This window comes from Metabacillus halosaccharovorans (assembly GCF_002019635.1).
Lineage (GTDB): Bacteria > Bacillota > Bacilli > Bacillales > Bacillaceae > Metabacillus > Metabacillus halosaccharovorans.
Window position 1 is genome coordinate 796,009 of sequence record NZ_KV917371.1, and the last position, 18,200, is coordinate 814,208.

Sequence of the window (18,200 nt, forward strand, 5' to 3'; positions counted from 1 at the left end):
GTAATTAGTGATGTGATGGTTGATTTCCGCTACAGGTTGCTCGCTTTCCGTGGGGCGTGCGGTGAGCTTCCTCGGCTCAAGCTCCTGTGGGATCTCACCTACCACGCTGGTCCCACAGGAGTCTCGCACCTTTCGCTCCAATCAACCTAAACTTATATGTTAAATAGTAAATAATAAAAACAAAAAAGGTGAATCCATTAATGAATTCACCTTTTTAGCTTCTCTAGTAAACCAAACTTTATTCAAATTTCTCAGGATAAAATCCTTTGGCCAGTGTTTCAACGGCATATGCCATTCGGTCTCCTGGCAGGACGCTTTCTAATGTGATAGAGACAAATCGTTCATTTTTTACACTGTCCAGTTGTGAGAGGGCAGGGTCGTTTTTAATGTCTTCTATTTTTTGCTCTAGTGATGGAGCGTCATAATCATGGACTACAATGACATCCGGCTGTCTTGCTAAAACTTCTTCATAGCTTACGGTTGTCCATTGTTTATCTGTGATATCGTCAAAGACGTTCTTTCCGCCGGCAAGTTCGATTAATAGTGTTTCGAAGTTTGTTCCACCTGCTGTGAACACCCCGTCTCCTCCGCTATCGTATACGAGCACATTTACTGGTTCCTGATTTGAAAACTTTTCTTGAACTGCTGCAATTCTAGATTTTTGATCAGTAACAAAATCTGTTGCAACATCTTCTATTTCAAAGATTTTGCCGATATCATCGATTTCCTGATAGATCTCTTCTAATGTGGTCGCACTGTTCATGTACGTCTTAATGCCAAAGCTTTCGAGCTCCTCCACATCTAAGCCTTCTTCACCAAATTCCCAATCAATTCCATAGATAAAATCCGCTCCGCTTGTTGTAACTGCTTCTCTGGTAGCTGAACCGTATGTTAGTTCCGGTATTTTCTTGTATTCGGACTCATATTCAGGAAGCGGGCCCCGGCTATGATTGTCCAGACTATTACCGATGACATAATCTGTCAAGCCTAATGCAACGAAAAGCTCTGTACTATTCGGGCCCAGAGTTAATACGTTTTGCGGTTTTTCTGTAATTTCTACATCTCTGCCGTAATTATCAAATGTTAGTGATTCATAGTTGGCTGTATTTTCTTCTGATTCTTTTTTCATTGGTTCACTTGAAGTAGACTGACATCCAACTAGTAAACCTGTCATCACTAAAGCTAACGCTGTAAATCCTAAACAGTGTTTTTTGCTCACATTCAGATCTCCCTTTTATCTAAACTTTTCGGTAAATATGTAATCGATACCTTATTTGTTTTCGGGTGAACCATTACATCAACTTGAATACCGTACACCTCGAAAATAACTTCAGGTGTGATGATTTCCTCCGGTGTCCCGGTTTTGTATAAACGCCCTTCTTTTAACACATATATTCGATCACAATATAGTGCGGCAATATTCAAATCGTGGATGGCAGCCAAAACGGTTACACCTAACCCCTTAACCAAATCAAACATCTGCAATTGATAGTAAATATCTAAATGATTTGTTGGTTCATCTAACAGTAAAAAGTTTGTTTGCTGTGCCAATACCCGTGCAATGAGCACTCTTTGCTTTTCTCCACCTGAGAGCTGGATATAATTTCTCTGAGCTAAATCTTCAATACCCGTTTGTTTTAAGGCATTTGTGACAATCTCTTTATCTACTTGTGTATCTCCTTCAAACAGCTTTTTATATGGGTTACGTCCCATTGCAACGATTTCTTCAACTTTAAAATCAAACGGAATGGAGTTCTCTTGACCAACAACTCCGATGTTTCTGGCAATCTTTTTTACTTTCATTGAAAGTAAATGTTCATTATCTAATAAAATGTCACCAGCATCAGGCTCTAGAGCACGATAGACCGTTTTTAGGATCGTTGATTTCCCGCTTCCATTTGGCCCTAACAACCCGACAAACTCACCCTTATTCACATGGAGACGAATGTCTTCAATGATTTTTTGCTCATCATAGGAAAAGCTTACATTCTCTACTTGTAATTTCACATTTCCACCTCTTTACGCCCGAGAATTTCTTTTTAGTAACCAAATAAAAAATGGTCCACCGATGATTGCGGTTAAAAGGCCAATTGGCAATTCCTCAGGTGCGATGACGATTCTGGCTACAACATCTGTCCAAATGACGAAAATCCCTCCCAATAGTGCACTTACAGGGAGAACCTTTTTATGATCTGATCCAATTAATAACCTCGTAATATGCGGAACCATTAATCCGATAAACCCAATCGAACCGCTGACTGCAATCGTCGTACCTGCTAAAAGGGAGGCAACTAACACAAGTATTTTTTGCACCCGCTTCACATCAGTCCCTAATGTACCTGCAGCTTCTTCTCCTAAAAGCAGAGCATTTAGGGCACGGTATTGAATTAGAAGGATGCTCATACAAAAAAGAATGACCACAAGTGGGAGTGTTAAATAGCCCCACTTCGCTCCTGCTAAACTACCGGACATCCAAAAGGCCGCATTATGAAGGCCTAACGCATTCGGGGCACTTAAGGTGATCACATTTGTGACTGCATCCATAATCATAGCGACCGCAACACCTGATAATAATAACTGTGTGACATTAATTCTGCCTCTAACCCGGGAAATCGTATATACGATCATAATGGTTGCTGCTGCTCCAATAAACGCACTGATTGACAGAGCATACGTTCCAAAGAATGAAAAGACCCCGAACAGCATGCCTAATGTTGCTGTCGCAGATGCTCCTGAAGAAACACCAAGTATAAATGGATCTGCCAAGTGATTTCGTACCAAAGCCTGCATGGCCACACCTGTTACCGCTAATGAAGCACCAACAAGCATGCCCAGTAAAACCCGTGGCAAGCGCAAATTCCACACAATATTTTCATCAAGCCTTGTCCAGTTAGGATAAATAAAATCTGTTACAAAAGGCAGTTTGCTCATTATTATTTTTGCTACGGTACCAGGATGAACAGAAACCGGACCGATCCCAATGGCAAGAATGATTGAGATCATACTTCCTATGAAAAGAAGTAATAAAACAAGCTTCATATTTGGTTCCTTACTAATGGATGATTTATTATCCTTCATACTTTTCTTTAACCCTTTCACACTACTTACCATCTTCTTGATTGTTATTGAGCACCCTTTTTATCACAACAGACGGATTTTCCGCTAAATCCATCTCTTCTCCATTCGTTAAGAAACGTATGACAGGTCTTTGTAAATGCTGATTGATCCTACTAACAATGGCCTGTTCTCCTGTATATAACTCGACCTTTGTGCCGGGTATATAGGATGGAACACTATTTACAAAGGCCTGGACCACTTTAAAGGAAAACTCTTCATCACTTTTTGTCATAATGTATTCTAATGCTTCATGTGGCGGCATTTTATTATTTGATAATAAGTGGTCATAAACATTGGCAATTCCAACGACTTGGGGAAGCTCTAAAACAGCTTGTCCTTTCAATTTCCTTGGGTACCCCTGACCGTTTATCCATTCATGATGTTGATAGGCAATATGTGCAGACAATAAACTCATTTCCCGATTGTCCTTTATGATGTCAAACCCTTTTAATGGATGCTCTTCTTCCTGATCCGTAACCGCCTTGCCGATATCGTGCAATAAAGCGCCAAGAGCCAAATCCCTTAATTGCCCTTGCGTGTAGCCTAAATGTTTGGCTATTTGTAAGCTTAAGAGCGCCACATTTACTGAGTGTGCATACATTACCAAGCCTGTTGATAATGAGGTAGTTGGCACAAGGATAATCGTTTTATGAGCAAATACTTCTTTAATAAGAGTTGCAACAGCCCTTTGGAGAGCTACTATATGTAATCTTTTTTTATTTGAGGCATCTTCAAACGCCTGCTGAACAACAGCAATTGTATCCATCCATGTCGGCATATCAAGCATTTCCTCAAGGGTAATACCGGTTGACTCAGCATCCTCGACAACAAGAGTTGATACACCTATTGCTTTGATCCGCTCTAAGTAGTTAGGATGAATCGTTCTTCCTGCCGTCAATAACACCCTTCTCATCCGATCATAAATCGGCATCGCCAGCTGCATCGTTATGGGGTTATAGTCCTCGATATCGATAAATCTCATTGTATCTCCCTCATTTTATGTTGTTTCAGGCTAAATCCCCTGTTTATCTTCTTAAACTATACCATGTGGATAATTAATACGGAATGGCAATAAAACACTCATTACCATTCCACCTGTTTTCATTTTTTAGATGTGTAATAAAATAATTGAATCACACTAAACAACACTAGGAGCAGAAAAGAAATAAAGGTTCCTAACTTACCAAATACCTCTATGGCAGGAAAATTGCTGTGAAATGCTTGAGATGGAAGCATCCAAATACTTAAGGTCATACAAAAAATCACGGTAATTGGTAATAAATTTTTCAACAAATTTGATCACTCCAGGAAAGGGAAAGTAGTAGATGTGGAAAGGAATCTTTATAAGGTATGGGGTTTTTTTAGGGATGTGACAGGTGCAGCGGCCTAAAAAAAGACAAAGTCAATGGTACCCATCAACTTTGTCTTTTTTAGTCTAATTCTCCGAAATCGGCACAACATTACTTTTCATTTTAAACACTTCTAAATATTGAATGTGGTGGCCGTCACTTTCGTGAACTTTAAAGATATAATCTTGATCTGCTACCTCAACACCAACATCAGCGTTAAATTTCTGTGTTAAGAACCAGCCGCCAATTGTATCAATGTCTTCGTCAGAAAAGGTCGTGTGAAGAAGGTTGTTTACATCTTCTATGAGTAATTTCCCATCTAAAATGTAATGATCTTCATTTAATTTTCGGATTTCAGGAATTTCATCTTCATCAAACTCATCCCTGATTTCCCCGACAATTTCCTCAAGGATATCCTCAACTGTGACCAATCCGGATGTTCCTCCATATTCATCAATTAAAACGGCAATATGTGTTCGTTCTTTTTGCATTTTTAGCAATAAATCGTGAATCGGAATCGTTTCAATTACCTGTATGACCGGATTTATATAGACGTTGATATCAAACGGCTTAGGATCATCACATTCCGTAAAAGCGGAAGTTAAAAGCTCTTTAATATTTAGAAAGCCGACAATATGATCTTTATCACCATCTACAACAGGATATCGGGTATAGCGTTCATTTTTAATCAATTCAATGATCTCATCATAGGTGCTTTCAAGAGAAATGGTAATAATCTCTGTACGGGGCACCATAATTTCTTTCGCAATTCTTTCGTCAAATTCAAAAATGTTGTTTACATACTTTAGCTCATTCTTATTAATTTCACCGCTTTTATAGCTTTCTGATAATAGAATACGAAGCTCTTCCTCTGAGTGAGCCAGTTCATGCTCTGATGCCGGCTTTAATCCAAACATGCCGACTAATACACGAGCTGAACCATTCAAAAACCAAATGAACGGATACATGATTTTATAGAACCAAATAATTGGCGGTGAAAACATTAACGTAATGAATTCTGCTTTTTGAATCGCAATTGTTTTTGGTGCCAGTTCTCCGACAACCACATGTAAAAATGTAACGAGAGCAAAGGCTATACCAAATGATAAAATATGTGTAACAGACTCATTAAAATTGAAATAAGCAAATACAGGGTGTAGAAGCTTTTCAACAGTCGGCTCACCTAACCAACCAAGTCCTAAAGCTGTTACTGTGATCCCGAGTTGACACGCAGACAAATATTCATCTAAATGGGATACAACCCTCTTTGCAGCTATAGCTCCTTTTTTCCCTTCAGCAACAAGCTGGTCAATTTTAGACATACGAATCTTAACAATGGCAAATTCTGTTGCTACGAAAAATCCGGTTAAGGCAATTAAGATGATAATTAAAATTAAATTAACTGTGGTCAATGAGTCGTCTTACGTTCGTAAGACCTCCACCTCCTCATTTCTGCATGTTTTTTATTCTTCACTATTACCCTGCATAAAGATCATGATAAACTTAATTAACTCAAATAATGCCATTAATGCTCCGGCAACATATGTCAATGCTGCAGCATTTAACACTTTTTTCACACCATGTTCTTCTTCATTATAAAGAATACCTTCTGTCAACATGAGGTTTCTCGCGCGTTTACTTGCGTCAAACTCAACAGGTAGTGTTACTAACTGAAATGCTACAGCCGCCGAGAAAAAGACAATGCCAATTCCGATAAGGGATAACTGCTGTAACAACATGCCTCCAATAAAAAGAAATGGGGCAATTCCAGAAGCAATATTAGCGATTGGGAAAATCTTATGTCTCAGCATAAGAGCCGCATATGACTGCTGATGCTGGATCGCATGTCCAATTTCATGTGCCGCAACAGATACAGATGCAATCGAACGCCCGTAATAAACCGCTTCAGACAGACGCACTACTTTTTTGACTGGATCATAGTGATCAGAAAGAGAACCTGGTACAACTTCTATAGGTATATTGTACAACCCATTGCTGTCCAATATACGTCTTGCTGTTTCTGCTCCTGATAAACCGGTTTTTGTTGCGACTTCCGCCCATTTATTAAAATTCCCTTTTACTCTAAACTGAGCCCAAATTGAAATTCCTAATGTGATAAAGATGAGAATATCCATTGGATGAAAAAACATGATCGATTAGCCTCCATTTTTAATATTTATTAATAAAAGTAAAGTTTGAATTAATGACAGACTTTCATTTGAGATATGCTTTTTGACAAAGTCTTGATTTTCCAAGTCGTTTTTATCCAGTTGGGCTAATACTTCTGAGACTTCTTTTTCAAGACCTTTTATTTTTAATCGTAATTCTAAGACATCAATTTCTTCAGCAGTAGCGATAATTTTCTTTTTTATTCCTTCCAGCGTCATACCGCTTGCCTTACATTCTTCAATAAATCGCAGCTGTTCAATTGCTGAAGAATCGTAGTAGCGGTAGTTGGAGGATGAACGTTCTGCCTTTAATAAGCCCATGGTTGTGTAGTAATCGATTGTTCGTTTGGTGACGCCGGTTATTTCTGCTAATTCACCGATTTTTAATTTTTCAGTCCCAAGTTTTAAAACCTCCAAACTGTCACGTGATGGTTTTATGATATTATTGCGATTTTAGTTATACAACTTATGGTGTGGAAATTCATTTATCTTTTACAAACTACGTTTTAGCTCGATAACTAGAGTATTGGGTGGGTTGATTGAAGCTCCAGGATGCTCGCTTCAATCAACCTAATTTGTTTTCTTACAGAACTTTATACTACTAAACAGTTCTAAAACATTAACTATCATATTAAAGTATTATTGTTTTTATTTTGTCTAGTAGTGACTTACCCTGCAACGGATGGTTCTACACCTGTTTGTTCTTCGCGGATTTCACCGACGATTTCTTCCAGGATGTCTTCCATTGTTACAAGGCCGGCTGTTTGGCCTGATTCGGCTTTGATGATGGCCATATGGACCCGGCTTTGCTGCATTTTTAATAGAACTTCTTTAATTGGTGTTGATTCTGAGAGATGCGGCATTTCATGGATGAAATCTTCTAGTTTCCGTTCTCTTCCTGCAGCAATACTTGTAAGCATTTCTTTTGTGTTAATAAACCCGATTATTTTGTTCTTTCCGGTTTCTTTGACCGGATAGCGGGTGTAGTCATATTTATCATGAACCTCAATGATATCAGTCAGGTCCATGTCTTTTTCAAGCGTAATGATTTTCGTAGCAGGAATCATAATGTCTTTCACAACACGTTCGTCGAAAGCAAAAATATTTTCAAGGTAGGCAAGCTCCGTTTGGTTTATTTCCCCACTTTCATAGCTTTGCGTAACGATTAACTTTAACTCTTCCTCTGAGTGTGCTGTTTCATGGCCTGCAGGCTTTACACCAAACACACCGAGAATTCCGCGTGATGCACCATTAAGAGCAAAAATAAATGGATTCATCACTTTTCCAAACCAATAAAGCGGTGGTGCCAAAAGCAATGTCATTTTTTCCGCAAATTGAATCGCCAATGTTTTGGGAGCCAATTCTCCGATTACAACATGTAAAAATGTTACAATCGCAAGGGCAATCGCATAAGATAGTACGGTTGCTACAGCCTCTGGTACGGCAAATCTTTCAAAAAGCGGGTGAAGCATTTTTTCTACTGTTGGTTCACCAAGTGCACCAAGTACGAGTGCAGTAATGGTTATGCCCAGCTGACAGGCTGATAAATAGTAGTCAAGGTTATGAGCAACTTTTTTGGCCATGACCGCTTTTTTATTTCCTTCTGCAATTAACTGATCAATTCTTGACATTCTCACTTTCAAAATCGCAAATTCAGCACCAACGAAAAAAGCAGTAAGGCCAATAAATACAGCCACTAAAAACAAGTTTAATCCAATTAATCCGTCCAATTATTTCCCTTAATTAAGGGATTCACCTCCAAGATTTTGAAAAGCATTTGCTATGACATCCTTATCCAACATTCGCCATGCATGCTCTTGTTAACACAACCTGTTTGATTTGATAATTATCCATTTCTATGACTGTCCATAAATCTTCACCATGGATGACTTCATCACCAATTGTAACCGGATCAACCTTTTGATATTGAATCCAGCCAGCGATTGTATCGACTTCTTCACTTTCCTCAAATACAAGCCCAAATTGCTCTTCAAGCTCTACTAAAAGAACACGACCATTGATTGTATATTGACTTTCGCCAGTTGTTCTAATATCAGCTACTTCATCATCATCAAATTCATCACGAATCTCACCAACAAGCTCTTCCAGTATGTCTTCCATCGTGATAATACCGGAAGTACCTCCGTATTCATCAATCACAAGAGACATATGAACTTGTTCCTGTTGCATTTTTAGCAAGGCATCCTGAAGACGTGTTGCTTCAAGAACAAATGGCAGATCACGGACAAATTCTTCGAGTTTACGTTCACGTTTGGCCGCAATATGAGTTAGCATCTTTTTCACATTGACAAAGCCGACGATATTGTCTTTATCGCCATTTTCTGTTACCGGATAACGTGTATAGTTATTTTCGTCCAATATGCTGACGATGTCGTCATCATTCATATCCTTATCAAGTGTAACAAGCTCCGTTCTTGGCACCATAATGTCTTTTACAACACGCTCATCAAACGAGAAGACATTTTCCATATAGGAGAGCTCAGTTTTATCAATTTCACCACCCTGATAGCTTTGGGTCATGATAATTTTTAATTCTTCCTCTGAATAGGCCTGCTCATGTCCTGCCGGCTGTACACCGAAGATTTTTAACAGAACACGTGCTGCACCATTTAATGCCCATATAAATGGAGACATGATTTTTCCGAACCAATATAATGACGGGGCAAGCAGCAATGTCATTTTTTCCGAAAATTGAATAGCTAATGTTTTCGGTGCCATTTCTCCGACTACAACGTGGAGAAATGTAACAAGGATAAAAGCAATCGCATATGAAGCAACAGATGCGATCGAATCTGATACATTCAGAAAGTCAAACACCGGGTACATCACACGCTCAACAGCCGGTTTTCCTAATGCACCGAGACCTAGTGCCGTGACTGTAATCCCAAGCTGACAGGCTGACAGGTAGTAATCAAGATCACTTGCTACCTTTTTTGCGATGATTGCCTTTTTATTACCTTCTGCTATTAATTGATCTATTCTTGACATTCGAATTTTAACAACCGCAAATTCTGAACCAACAAAAAAAGCTGTCAGTCCGAGTAAAATGACAAGTAAAAAAAGATTTGTGATTGTAATAATATCCAATTATTTCCCTCAACCTGAGGGATTCACCTCCAGAAATAGTAACGTTACATGGTAACGTTTTTTCATAACGTTTCAGTTCTCGTTAAACATGTTTTTCTCTTCCTCATGTACATACATCTTCTTTGAGGATCTGATTACTTTATGACATTTCTAAAGGGAAATACTAGTTTGTTTCAATAATCCCGTTTAAAGAAGACCGATGTACTAAGAAGAGATATGCATGGTGTACTGTAAAGATACATCTTTTTTGTTAATTCAGCCATTTGACGAGTATGCAATAACGCCTTCCCAATAAATCCAGCCTCCCTTCTCATTTATTAGAATAAATCATATCATATGTACAACCAAAGCGTACAGTAATACGTTACGGTTTAGTGTAATTGTTTTGGTGATGTTCACAGGGTATTCATATTTGGTTCAAAAAATTTATAAGGTTCATTCATTGTCTTTATTATAAAAGGGGCAGCTTTACCTTAAATTGTTTCTAAGAATACTATTTATAATCGGTTAGTGGAATGGAGCGGAAGACACTTTACTCCTGCGGGAAGTAGAGGAAAGGCTTAGACCCCACAGGCGAAGCCGTGGAGGCTTAGCTTCCTCCCCGCGGAAAGCAAGTGTCTGGAGCGCAATGAAACGAACTTTTTCTTACGCTACTGATATAAACAACCTATTGAAAAATACCGTCAGATTACCTGACAAACCAGTTGTATCAAAAATTTCAGCCATCTATGATTATTGTGAACTTAACATATTTCATATGATTTTCACGTATATCCTTAATAATTGGTTTAAGGGTCTCTACAAAGAAACCGTAAATTTCTTACTACGTTGAAAATATGCTTTTAGTGGCATATTTTTTCGTAGTTATTTTTATGCCTTAGTTTGAGATTAGGAGATGACCATAGAAGATGAATATACTCATAAAAAATGCACAAATCATTACGATGAATAAGGAAGAGGAAATCATTACCGGTGATATTCATATTGAGGATGATCTCATAAAAAATATTGGACCTGATTTAACCGTTCAACAACCTGATAAAATCATTGATGCAACAGGAAAAACCGTCATACCCGGCTTTGTTCAAACACATATTCATCTATGTCAAACCGTTTTCCGTGGTCAAGGAGATGATTTGGAATTAATGGACTGGCTAAAACAGAGAATTTGGCCATTAGAAGCGGCACATGATGAGGAATCCATTTATTACTCTGCCATGCTCGGAATTGGTGAACTCATTCAAAGCGGTACAACAACCATTGTTGATATGGAAACTGTCCACCATACTGAGTATGCATTTAAAGCGATTGCTGAAAGTGGAATAAGAGCTTTATCAGGCAAGGTGATGATGGATAAGGGAGATGAAGTACCACTTCCTCTACAGGAAAACACAGAAAGATCGATTAGAGAAAGCGTCGACTTATTGGAAAAATGGCATAACTATGATGAAGGCCGGATTAAATATGCGTTCTCTCCAAGATTTGTTGTTTCTTGCACAGAACAGTTACTTCGAGAAGTCCAATCTTTATCTGAATACTATAATGTAATGGTTCATACACACGCTTCGGAAAATCGCGGTGAAATTGAAATTGTCCAAAAAGAAACAGGAATGAGAAATATAGTGTATTTGGACCATTTAGGTTTAGCCAATAACCAGTTAATTCTCGCTCATTGTATTTGGCTGGATGAAGAGGAAAAACGTATCATTCGCGAAAAAGGTGTTCATGTTAGCCATTGTCCCGGATCAAATCTGAAATTGGCGTCAGGTATAGCAGATACACCTTACATGGTAAATGAACAAGTGTCACTCAGCCTGGGAGCTGACGGAGCACCTTGTAATAATAATTTAGATATGTTCAATGAAATGAGACTAGCCGCACTCATTCAAAAACCAGTACACGGTCCGACCTCAATGGATGCACATACTGTTTTTAAAATGGCGACTATTGGAGGGGCGAAGGCAGTTGGAATGGAAAATGAAATCGGGAGTATAGAAATCGGCAAAAAAGCAGACCTGGCTATCTTAAACTTACAAGACTTTCATACCTACCCATCTTATGGAGTTGACCCTATCTCCAGAATCGTCTACTCTGCCACAAGAGCCGACGTCGAAACAACCATTATTAATGGTCAAATCGTAATGGAAAACCGCATCATGAAATCCATCAACAAAAAAGCCATCCTAACAGAAGCCAACCACTCAATCAAACGTTTGCTGGGCCGAATATGAACCAGGGGGACAGGTCCCTTGTCCCAATAGTTGTTTAATATTTAATTCAATGGCAAAAATGATGATGGAGGTGGATGTCTATTTTTCTACTATTTATATCGGTCATCATATTTGGCTTGGTTATTTATTTTATGCCAAAAAGAATTTCTTATTTTGAAATGTATACAACATCACTATTTTCAACGGTTCTACAACTTATCACAGATATTTATCTGGAATTTAAACACAACTTTTATTGGTATTTTAGTCCAGGGGTAGACTACATTACTCTTTGGGTCGTGTTTTGGATTTATCCTTCGGTTAATATAATATTTTTGAATTTTTATCCTACAAACAAAAAATTCAGCACTTCCGTATATTACATCTTGGGATGGACATTATTTGCACTAGTCTATGAATGGTTCGCTGTAAACTCAAGCTTATTTCAATATAACGGTTGGAAATTATGGTATTCCGCTCTGATCTATCCATTCCTATATCTCCTGTTATATATTAATTGGAAAATAATTAGACGGCTGTACCGCTTGAGTTTGTGAACCATGGGGACAGGTCCCTTGTCCCAATGGGACGAGGGACCTGTCCCCATGTTCCTACCCTAACGCAAATCGCAGTGATCTGCTAATGAGTGGCGGCAAGACAGAGACATGGCCTTCGTTTTCGAATTGGATGAACTCTACTTTTAAGCAGGATCGGGTTGATAAACGATCGACCATTGATTTGGCAAGTTCACCGACATTTGTGTGGTGCCATCTTTCCAATTCCCCGATTCCAACCAGTACGTTGGCTTTTATTTCTCCGGTTTCACATAGTTGATGAAACAGCCTTTCTTCTTCTAGAATGATGCTCTGATTCCAATGGATCGAAGGACTTCCGGCTATATATGTTTGAAAAGAGGTTGGGCTTGTAAACAAGGTATGTAAAACAAATAAGCCGCCAAGTGAATGGCCAAATAATGTTTGTTTCTTTTGATCGATTGGATAATTTTGTTCCATGGCAGGCTTTAATTTGTTCTGTAAAAACTGCAGAAACTCCTCTGCCCCGCCATGTCTCTGACTTGTTGCATTATCCATCTTATTTGCGGGGATCTCAATTTCAGGCTCCCCCATCGTATAATCATAAAACCGTTCTTTTGAAAACGGTTCTGAAGTGGAATATCCTACACCGACAACAATTGATGGTATGACACCGGTTTTCTCCGGTTTTCTTGATTGAATTCTAACAGCCTCCACAACTGATCCAAAAATAGAATTTCCATCTAATAAATAGATAATAGGAAACCCCGTTTCCGGTGGTGCTTCATTCGGAATGAAAACAAGGATTTGATAGAGTCGATTCTTTTCAGACTCAAAGGTAAACTGTTTTGTCCCTGTGATTGTAAACGGAATCTTGTTTGTTAGTACGTTCTTCATTTGTCTCTCCTCCTTACACCTCTTTATTTTTAAATAATAAGTAAACAAAATAAGGCACGCCGATAATCGCAATAACGATTCCAACAGGTATTTCCCCGGGAGCAACAACTGTTTTTCCAATAAAATCGGATCCTACAAGTAAAATCATCCCGATCAAAGCTGACAGCGGAACAATGTTTTTATGATTGTGACCTACTAGTAATCTCGCAATATGCGGGGAAATTAAACCAACGAAGGATATACTTCCCGCTACAGAAACACAAGCACTCACGAGTCCTATACTACTGATTAATAAAAAGATCTTCTCCTTCTCAACCGAAACACCAACACTAATTTGAGATTCCTCTGAAAGCTGGAACAAATCCAGTAAATACGATTTCCTTAAAATAATGGGCAAGCAGATGAGAAACCACGGAATAATCGATAGAATATAGGTCCAATTCGCAATATAAATACTTCCTGATAACCACACTGTGGCCATCTCAAAGTCTTGGGCCTTCATTTTTAAGGAAAGAAAGACGGTGAATGCCCCAAAGCCCGATCCTATCGCAATCCCCGTTAACAAAAGCCGCTGTGAATCAAGTCGTCCATTTTCCCGTGAAATGAAAAAGATACACAGCGCGGCACATAATCCACCCAGCAGACCAAATAGAGGCATCGTCATTGTCGCTACCCAGCTTGTGCTCGCTTGTTGTCCTTGAAAGAAAAACATAAAAACAACGATGGCAGCACCTGCCCCGCTATTAATTCCTAAAATCCCCGGGTCAGCTAATTTATTTTTCGAAATGCCCTGAAGAACAGCCCCCGCTACTCCCAGACCAAGCCCGACAAATGCAGCCAAAATCATTCTCGGTAAGCGCAGCTGAAAAACCACCATATCAAGCTTTTCAGATACATGCTGCAGAAAAAGCGTCTCAACTAATTGACTAAAGGTCATATCATAGATTCCATAAGACAAATTGATATAGAAAAGCATCAGAACAAAAAGAAAGCCAACACTCATCGTTAGTCGAAAACGTTGCTGGATATTAAGCATGTGAAGCTCCTCCTTTCGTTTTGATTAAATATAAAAAGAAAGGAACACCAAGCATGGCTGTAACAACGCCAATAGGGGTTTCATACGGATAATTAATATAAATACTTAGACTATCACTTAACGTTAAAAACACGCCGCCTATAATCCCTGCACATGGAATAATCGACCGATATTGGCCGCCAATCAAAAACCTTGTGATATGAGGGATAATAAGGCCAACAAACCCAACTTTACCAACAAGAGCAACTGAAATTCCTGTCATCATCACAACAGAAAGAATGGTGAACATTTTCACCATTCCCTTTCGCTGTCCCAAGCCTGCAGACGTTTCTTCACCTAACGATAAAATCGAAATAGAATTTGCCAGCAAAAGAGCCAGTAATAACCCAATTCCTGCGAATGGTAGAGAAAATACTAGTAAATCAGTATTTATCTGGTGAATCCTCGCGTTATACCAAAAGCTCATCGTCTGAGATACTTGAAAATAGGTTGCCAATGCTGAAGAAATGCTGCTAAAGAAAGTGCCAATGATTGTCCCAATAATGGCCAGCTTCACAGGTGACAGGCCGTTTCGAATCAGTGAAGCAATTCCAAAAACAATGCCGACACCTAAGGCTGATCCTAATAACGAAAACACCATCATGTGCAAGGAAGACATGCTCGGTAAAAAAATAACCGCAAGTGTAATGACAAATCCTGCTCCATCTGAAACCCCCATAATGGAAGGTGAGGCCAAATAATTCCTTGTCATTCCCTGCATTAAGGCTCCCGACATCGCTAACAGCGCTCCTACTACCATTGCTCCGATCGCACGGGGTAATCTTGACGTCATGATGATCGTATGGGTCATATTTCCGGGATCATATGAAAGGAATGCTCCCATAATTTCACCATAGCTAATAGGTGTTGACCCGCTGCGAATAGAGAGAAATAAAGATAAAATCACAGCAACCGGTGATAATAGAAATATCGTTCGTGTAGACATTCTTCCTTGCATCAAACCCACACCTTTTTATTATTGAGCTAATGTTTCTTTGATAACATTGATGAACTCTGTTTTACTCCATGCTGTTCCACCAGCTGCTAAAGGTGACACAGCATTCACAAATACATTCTCATTTTTGACTGCATTCATGCTTTTCCAAATCGCATTTTCCTGTAATTCTTTCAAACTATCAGGTGCTTCTGCATTTTCCTGTTCTTCGAATTGTACAAATAAGTAATCAGGATTGATTTCTGCAAGTTTTTCCAATGTAATCATTTCCTGGCTTTTCGCAGCCTTGACAGCTTCAGGTACAGGTAGTCCTAAATCTTGATATAATACCGGGTTAAAATAAATGTCCGGGGAATAGATAAATAGATTTCCTCCACGAATGCGAATCATGAGAACTTGTTGATCTTCCATTGATCCTGACACTTTTTCTTTCACTTCTGAAATAGAGCTTTCATAATCTGCAATGATTTGATTTGCTTCTTCTTTCTTATCCGTTAACTCAGCTAAAACTAGTAAATTATCCTTCCAATTAGTAGAAATATGAGAGATCGGAATCATCGGCGCAACATCGGTTAATTTCTCAGCTACTTCCGGTTGAAACTTCGATGTTCCAAGGATCACATCCGGCTCTAGTTGCAATAATTTTTCAATGCTCGGTTGTGTCTTTTCGCCGATTTCTGTTGCTTCGGACATTGAATCACCCAGATATTCAGGGAACTTTCCGCCAGTTGCAATTGCTCCGATTGGTTTTACACCTAAAATCGCTGCATCTTCCATCGCTTCTTGACTTGCTGTTACGATTTTTGTTGGATTGCTTGTTACTGTATATTCTTCATTTAAATAAGTGATCGTCTGCTCATTGCTTTCACTTGTTTCTATAACTGTTTCTTTTTCACCTGCAGTTGAATCAACAGACTCATTTCCACACGCAGCTAAAAGAAATAACGCAAAAAATATCATAAATAGACCATTTTTCTTCATATACACTCTCTCCCTTTATATCGATCACCTAATAGATGATGATAATCATTATCATTTAAAATGATAAATGAAGTCCAGTAACCTGAACATGGACATTATCTTGTTTTATCCTTGGACTTTTCCCATAAGGGTGAGTGTATCCCTTAAAACACGCTCATGTGCACTTGCAGAATATTCCCGCCATGGATCTGATGTAATGTCATAGACTCGATTTAAACGAACCGCCTCTAAGCTGTTCCACAAGGGTTGCTCCTGATACTCATTCCACCTTTCGAGTGTTTGTGATTCCTGGCAAATATTTAATAAAACAGCATCAGGGTTAATCTTGCTAATTTCCTCTATTGGTATCACACCATTCTTTTTTTCAATTAAAGCAGCTTTCATTTGAAGATCACCATAAAAAACCTCATTCATTGTTCGGGAATGATCTATATACATGCCCCCTTGGAAAAAACGCAATGGAAGAAATGTCGTTTGTCCCATATGTTTATGTAGTTGTTGTCTTATCATCACGACTTGATGTTCATAGTGTTGGAGCCATTCTTCCGCTTCCTGTAATTCTCCTAATTGCTTTGCCATATAAAGCAATTGCTCCTTCCAATCCACTGACTCAGGATAATATAAAACCGGGGCGACCTGTGATAAACGTTCCTTTTCTTCAACGGTAATACCACTTTTACTCACGATGATATCCGGCTTGTTATTCATTAAAATATCAATGTTCGTTTCCCAATCCTTATTAATTTGAAAGGCGCTTAAATGCACAGGGATATCATTTCGAAAGGTTTGATAATAGAAGGACGTCCATTTTGGGTGAATGGGAGCGGCATATGGGAAAATATGCAGAGCAAGTAAATGGCCGATACTTGAAAAATCATATGCTGCCACCTTACGCTTTCGTTTCTGTCGATAGGTAGACGGTGCCATTCCTACAGCCTTCTTAAACTTGCGGCTTAAGTAAAACTCATCACTATACCCGATCTGTGCCGCAATCTGACGGACCGTCTCATCTCCGCTCACAAGGCGTCGCTTTGCTTCATTCACTCGTAATCTTGTTATAAAGTCACTGACACTAATTCCACATTCTTTTTTAAAAAGCGCAGAAAAATATTTTGGACTAAGATCCGCCTTCTCAGCTAATAATTCAATGGAAATTTGTTCATTAAAGTGGCAATCAATATATTGTTTAGCCTCCTCTATGGCCGTAAACGTATCTTTCACAAGAGGGACATCTTGATGCTGCAGCAGTTTATAGATGATGTTTTCAAACAATAATCTCTGATAAAATACCTGTTCTTTGTTTTTTGATGAATATAGAATTTCGACTTCTTCTATGATATGTGAATGACCAGGAATAGCTAATTTCCCCTGCAACGGAAACTGTTCATCGTTCCCTAATTTATGAAAAGACTCACCTTCAGTCTGCATACTTGAAAAAATATCAAAGGTAAAAATCATATAATCTATTGACTCATCTGGACTTGTGTATATTTCATATACCTGTGAAGGATGAATCACACAAATATCCTGCTGATGTAAAAGGATGTTATCATGATCGAGCATCATATGTCCCTTTCCTTCCATCACAACCAAAAGCTCAAAACAATTCGTTAACTTTGCAGGTATATGCCCCGCTCTACCCTTCATCATACTCTTAGGCTGATACATAAAATGATTCCAAAAATCCAACGAACGTACTCCTCTCTTCAAATAAATGAAAATGATTATCAATACCCGTTAAGTCTAATTGATAAAAATTATCAATGTCAAGTGAGGCTGGTCCAGGGGGACAGGTTCCTCGTCCCAG

16 protein-coding genes and 1 riboswitch are annotated in these 18,200 nt (G+C 38.8%); of the genes, 2 read left to right on the plus strand and 14 right to left on the minus strand.

Annotation, left to right across the window (positions count from 1 at the left end; genetic code table 11):
• Positions 1–238: 238 nt before the first annotated feature.
• The 9 genes from BK577_RS03840 to BK577_RS03885 all read right to left on the minus strand — a co-directional run bounded on the left by BK577_RS03840 (position 239) and on the right by BK577_RS03885 (position 9,742).
• The gene (locus tag BK577_RS03840) at positions 239–1,219 is read right to left on the minus strand and encodes an ABC transporter substrate-binding protein (protein WP_245823424.1); all 981 of its coding nucleotides are present in this window, start codon (positions 1,217–1,219) and stop codon (positions 239–241) included.
• 2 nt (positions 1,220–1,221) lie between these two features.
• Entirely contained in the window at positions 1,222–2,007 is a 786-nt protein-coding gene (locus BK577_RS03845; RefSeq protein ID WP_078431704.1) for a heme ABC transporter ATP-binding protein, read from the minus strand.
• Positions 2,008–2,019: 12 nt separating this feature from the next.
• The gene (locus BK577_RS03850) at positions 2,020–3,078 is read right to left on the minus strand and encodes a FecCD family ABC transporter permease (protein WP_245823481.1); all 1,059 of its coding nucleotides are present in this window, start codon (positions 3,076–3,078) and stop codon (positions 2,020–2,022) included.
• A gap of 22 nt (positions 3,079–3,100) precedes the next feature.
• Positions 3,101–4,099 carry an HD-GYP domain-containing protein gene (locus tag BK577_RS03855; protein ID WP_078431705.1) on the minus strand — a complete coding sequence of 333 codons (999 nt, stop codon included), beginning with the start codon at positions 4,097–4,099 and terminating at the stop codon, positions 3,101–3,103.
• A 453-nt stretch (positions 4,100–4,552) separates the two neighbouring features.
• Positions 4,553–5,878, minus strand: coding sequence for a hemolysin family protein (locus tag BK577_RS03865; RefSeq protein ID WP_078431707.1), 1,326 nt, complete (start codon positions 5,876–5,878; stop codon positions 4,553–4,555).
• Positions 5,879–5,929: 51 nt separating this feature from the next.
• Positions 5,930–6,616, minus strand: a complete 687-nt coding sequence (locus BK577_RS03870) for a zinc metallopeptidase (RefSeq protein ID WP_078431708.1) — start codon at positions 6,614–6,616, stop codon at positions 5,930–5,932.
• 6 nt (positions 6,617–6,622) lie between these two features.
• Positions 6,623–7,051, minus strand: a complete 429-nt coding sequence (locus BK577_RS03875) for a MerR family transcriptional regulator (RefSeq protein WP_245823425.1) — start codon at positions 7,049–7,051, stop codon at positions 6,623–6,625.
• A gap of 251 nt (positions 7,052–7,302) precedes the next feature.
• Positions 7,303–8,364, minus strand: a complete 1,062-nt coding sequence (locus tag BK577_RS03880; RefSeq protein WP_078431709.1) for a hemolysin family protein — start codon at positions 8,362–8,364, stop codon at positions 7,303–7,305.
• A gap of 61 nt (positions 8,365–8,425) precedes the next feature.
• Positions 8,426–9,742, minus strand: coding sequence for a hemolysin family protein (locus tag BK577_RS03885; protein ID WP_078431710.1), 1,317 nt, complete (start codon positions 9,740–9,742; stop codon positions 8,426–8,428).
• A 746-nt stretch (positions 9,743–10,488) separates the two neighbouring features.
• Positions 10,489–10,588, plus strand: a riboswitch (purine riboswitch).
• A gap of 62 nt (positions 10,589–10,650) precedes the next feature.
• On the opposite strand from BK577_RS03885, the gene BK577_RS03890 reads away from it, so the two are divergent.
• Entirely contained in the window at positions 10,651–11,973 is a 1,323-nt protein-coding gene (locus BK577_RS03890) for a 5'-deoxyadenosine deaminase (RefSeq protein ID WP_078431711.1), read from the plus strand.
• Positions 11,974–12,131: 158 nt separating this feature from the next.
• On the plus strand, positions 12,132–12,509 hold the full coding sequence (locus tag BK577_RS26785) for a CBO0543 family protein (protein ID WP_425435935.1): 378 nt from the start codon (positions 12,132–12,134) through the stop codon (positions 12,507–12,509).
• A gap of 54 nt (positions 12,510–12,563) precedes the next feature.
• On the opposite strand, the gene BK577_RS03900 is transcribed toward BK577_RS26785, so the two are convergent.
• From BK577_RS03900 to BK577_RS03920, 5 genes are all read right to left on the minus strand, one after another.
• Positions 12,564–13,382 carry an alpha/beta hydrolase gene (locus BK577_RS03900; protein WP_078431713.1) on the minus strand — a complete coding sequence of 273 codons (819 nt, stop codon included), beginning with the start codon at positions 13,380–13,382 and terminating at the stop codon, positions 12,564–12,566.
• 13 nt (positions 13,383–13,395) lie between these two features.
• The gene (locus tag BK577_RS03905; RefSeq protein ID WP_425435910.1) at positions 13,396–14,418 is read right to left on the minus strand and encodes a FecCD family ABC transporter permease; all 1,023 of its coding nucleotides are present in this window, start codon (positions 14,416–14,418) and stop codon (positions 13,396–13,398) included.
• The gene (locus BK577_RS03910; protein ID WP_078431714.1) at positions 14,411–15,415 is read right to left on the minus strand and encodes a FecCD family ABC transporter permease; all 1,005 of its coding nucleotides are present in this window, start codon (positions 15,413–15,415) and stop codon (positions 14,411–14,413) included. Before BK577_RS03910 ends, BK577_RS03905 begins: the two co-directional genes overlap by 8 nt.
• Before the next feature lie 18 nt (positions 15,416–15,433).
• Positions 15,434–16,393 carry an ABC transporter substrate-binding protein gene (locus BK577_RS03915; RefSeq protein ID WP_078431715.1) on the minus strand — a complete coding sequence of 320 codons (960 nt, stop codon included), beginning with the start codon at positions 16,391–16,393 and terminating at the stop codon, positions 15,434–15,436.
• A gap of 105 nt (positions 16,394–16,498) precedes the next feature.
• Positions 16,499–18,082: an AraC family transcriptional regulator gene (locus tag BK577_RS03920; protein WP_078431716.1), complete on the minus strand. Its 1,584-nt coding sequence runs from the start codon at positions 18,080–18,082 to the stop codon at positions 16,499–16,501.
• Between the last annotated feature and the right edge of the window lie 118 nt (positions 18,083–18,200).

Excerpts from the sequence above, each read along its gene's own strand:
- BK577_RS03905 (WP_425435910.1), bottom strand. The coding sequence starts at position 14,418 with ATGCTTAATATCCAGCAACGTTTTCGACTAACGATGAGTGTTGGCTTT.
- BK577_RS03910 (WP_078431714.1), bottom strand. The coding sequence starts at position 15,415 with ATGCAAGGAAGAATGTCTACACGAACGATATTTCTATTATCACCGGTT.
- BK577_RS03915 (WP_078431715.1), bottom strand. The coding sequence starts at position 16,393 with ATGAAGAAAAATGGTCTATTTATGATATTTTTTGCGTTATTTCTTTTA.
- BK577_RS03850 (WP_245823481.1), bottom strand. The coding sequence starts at position 3,078 with ATGAAGGATAATAAATCATCCATTAGTAAGGAACCAAATATGAAGCTT.
- BK577_RS03900 (WP_078431713.1), bottom strand. The coding sequence starts at position 13,382 with ATGAAGAACGTACTAACAAACAAGATTCCGTTTACAATCACAGGGACA.
- BK577_RS03890 (WP_078431711.1), top strand. The coding sequence starts at position 10,651 with ATGAATATACTCATAAAAAATGCACAAATCATTACGATGAATAAGGAA.
- BK577_RS26785 (WP_425435935.1), top strand. The coding sequence starts at position 12,132 with ATGTATACAACATCACTATTTTCAACGGTTCTACAACTTATCACAGAT.
- BK577_RS03870 (WP_078431708.1), bottom strand. The coding sequence starts at position 6,616 with ATGTTTTTTCATCCAATGGATATTCTCATCTTTATCACATTAGGAATT.
- BK577_RS03855 (WP_078431705.1), bottom strand. The coding sequence starts at position 4,099 with ATGAGATTTATCGATATCGAGGACTATAACCCCATAACGATGCAGCTG.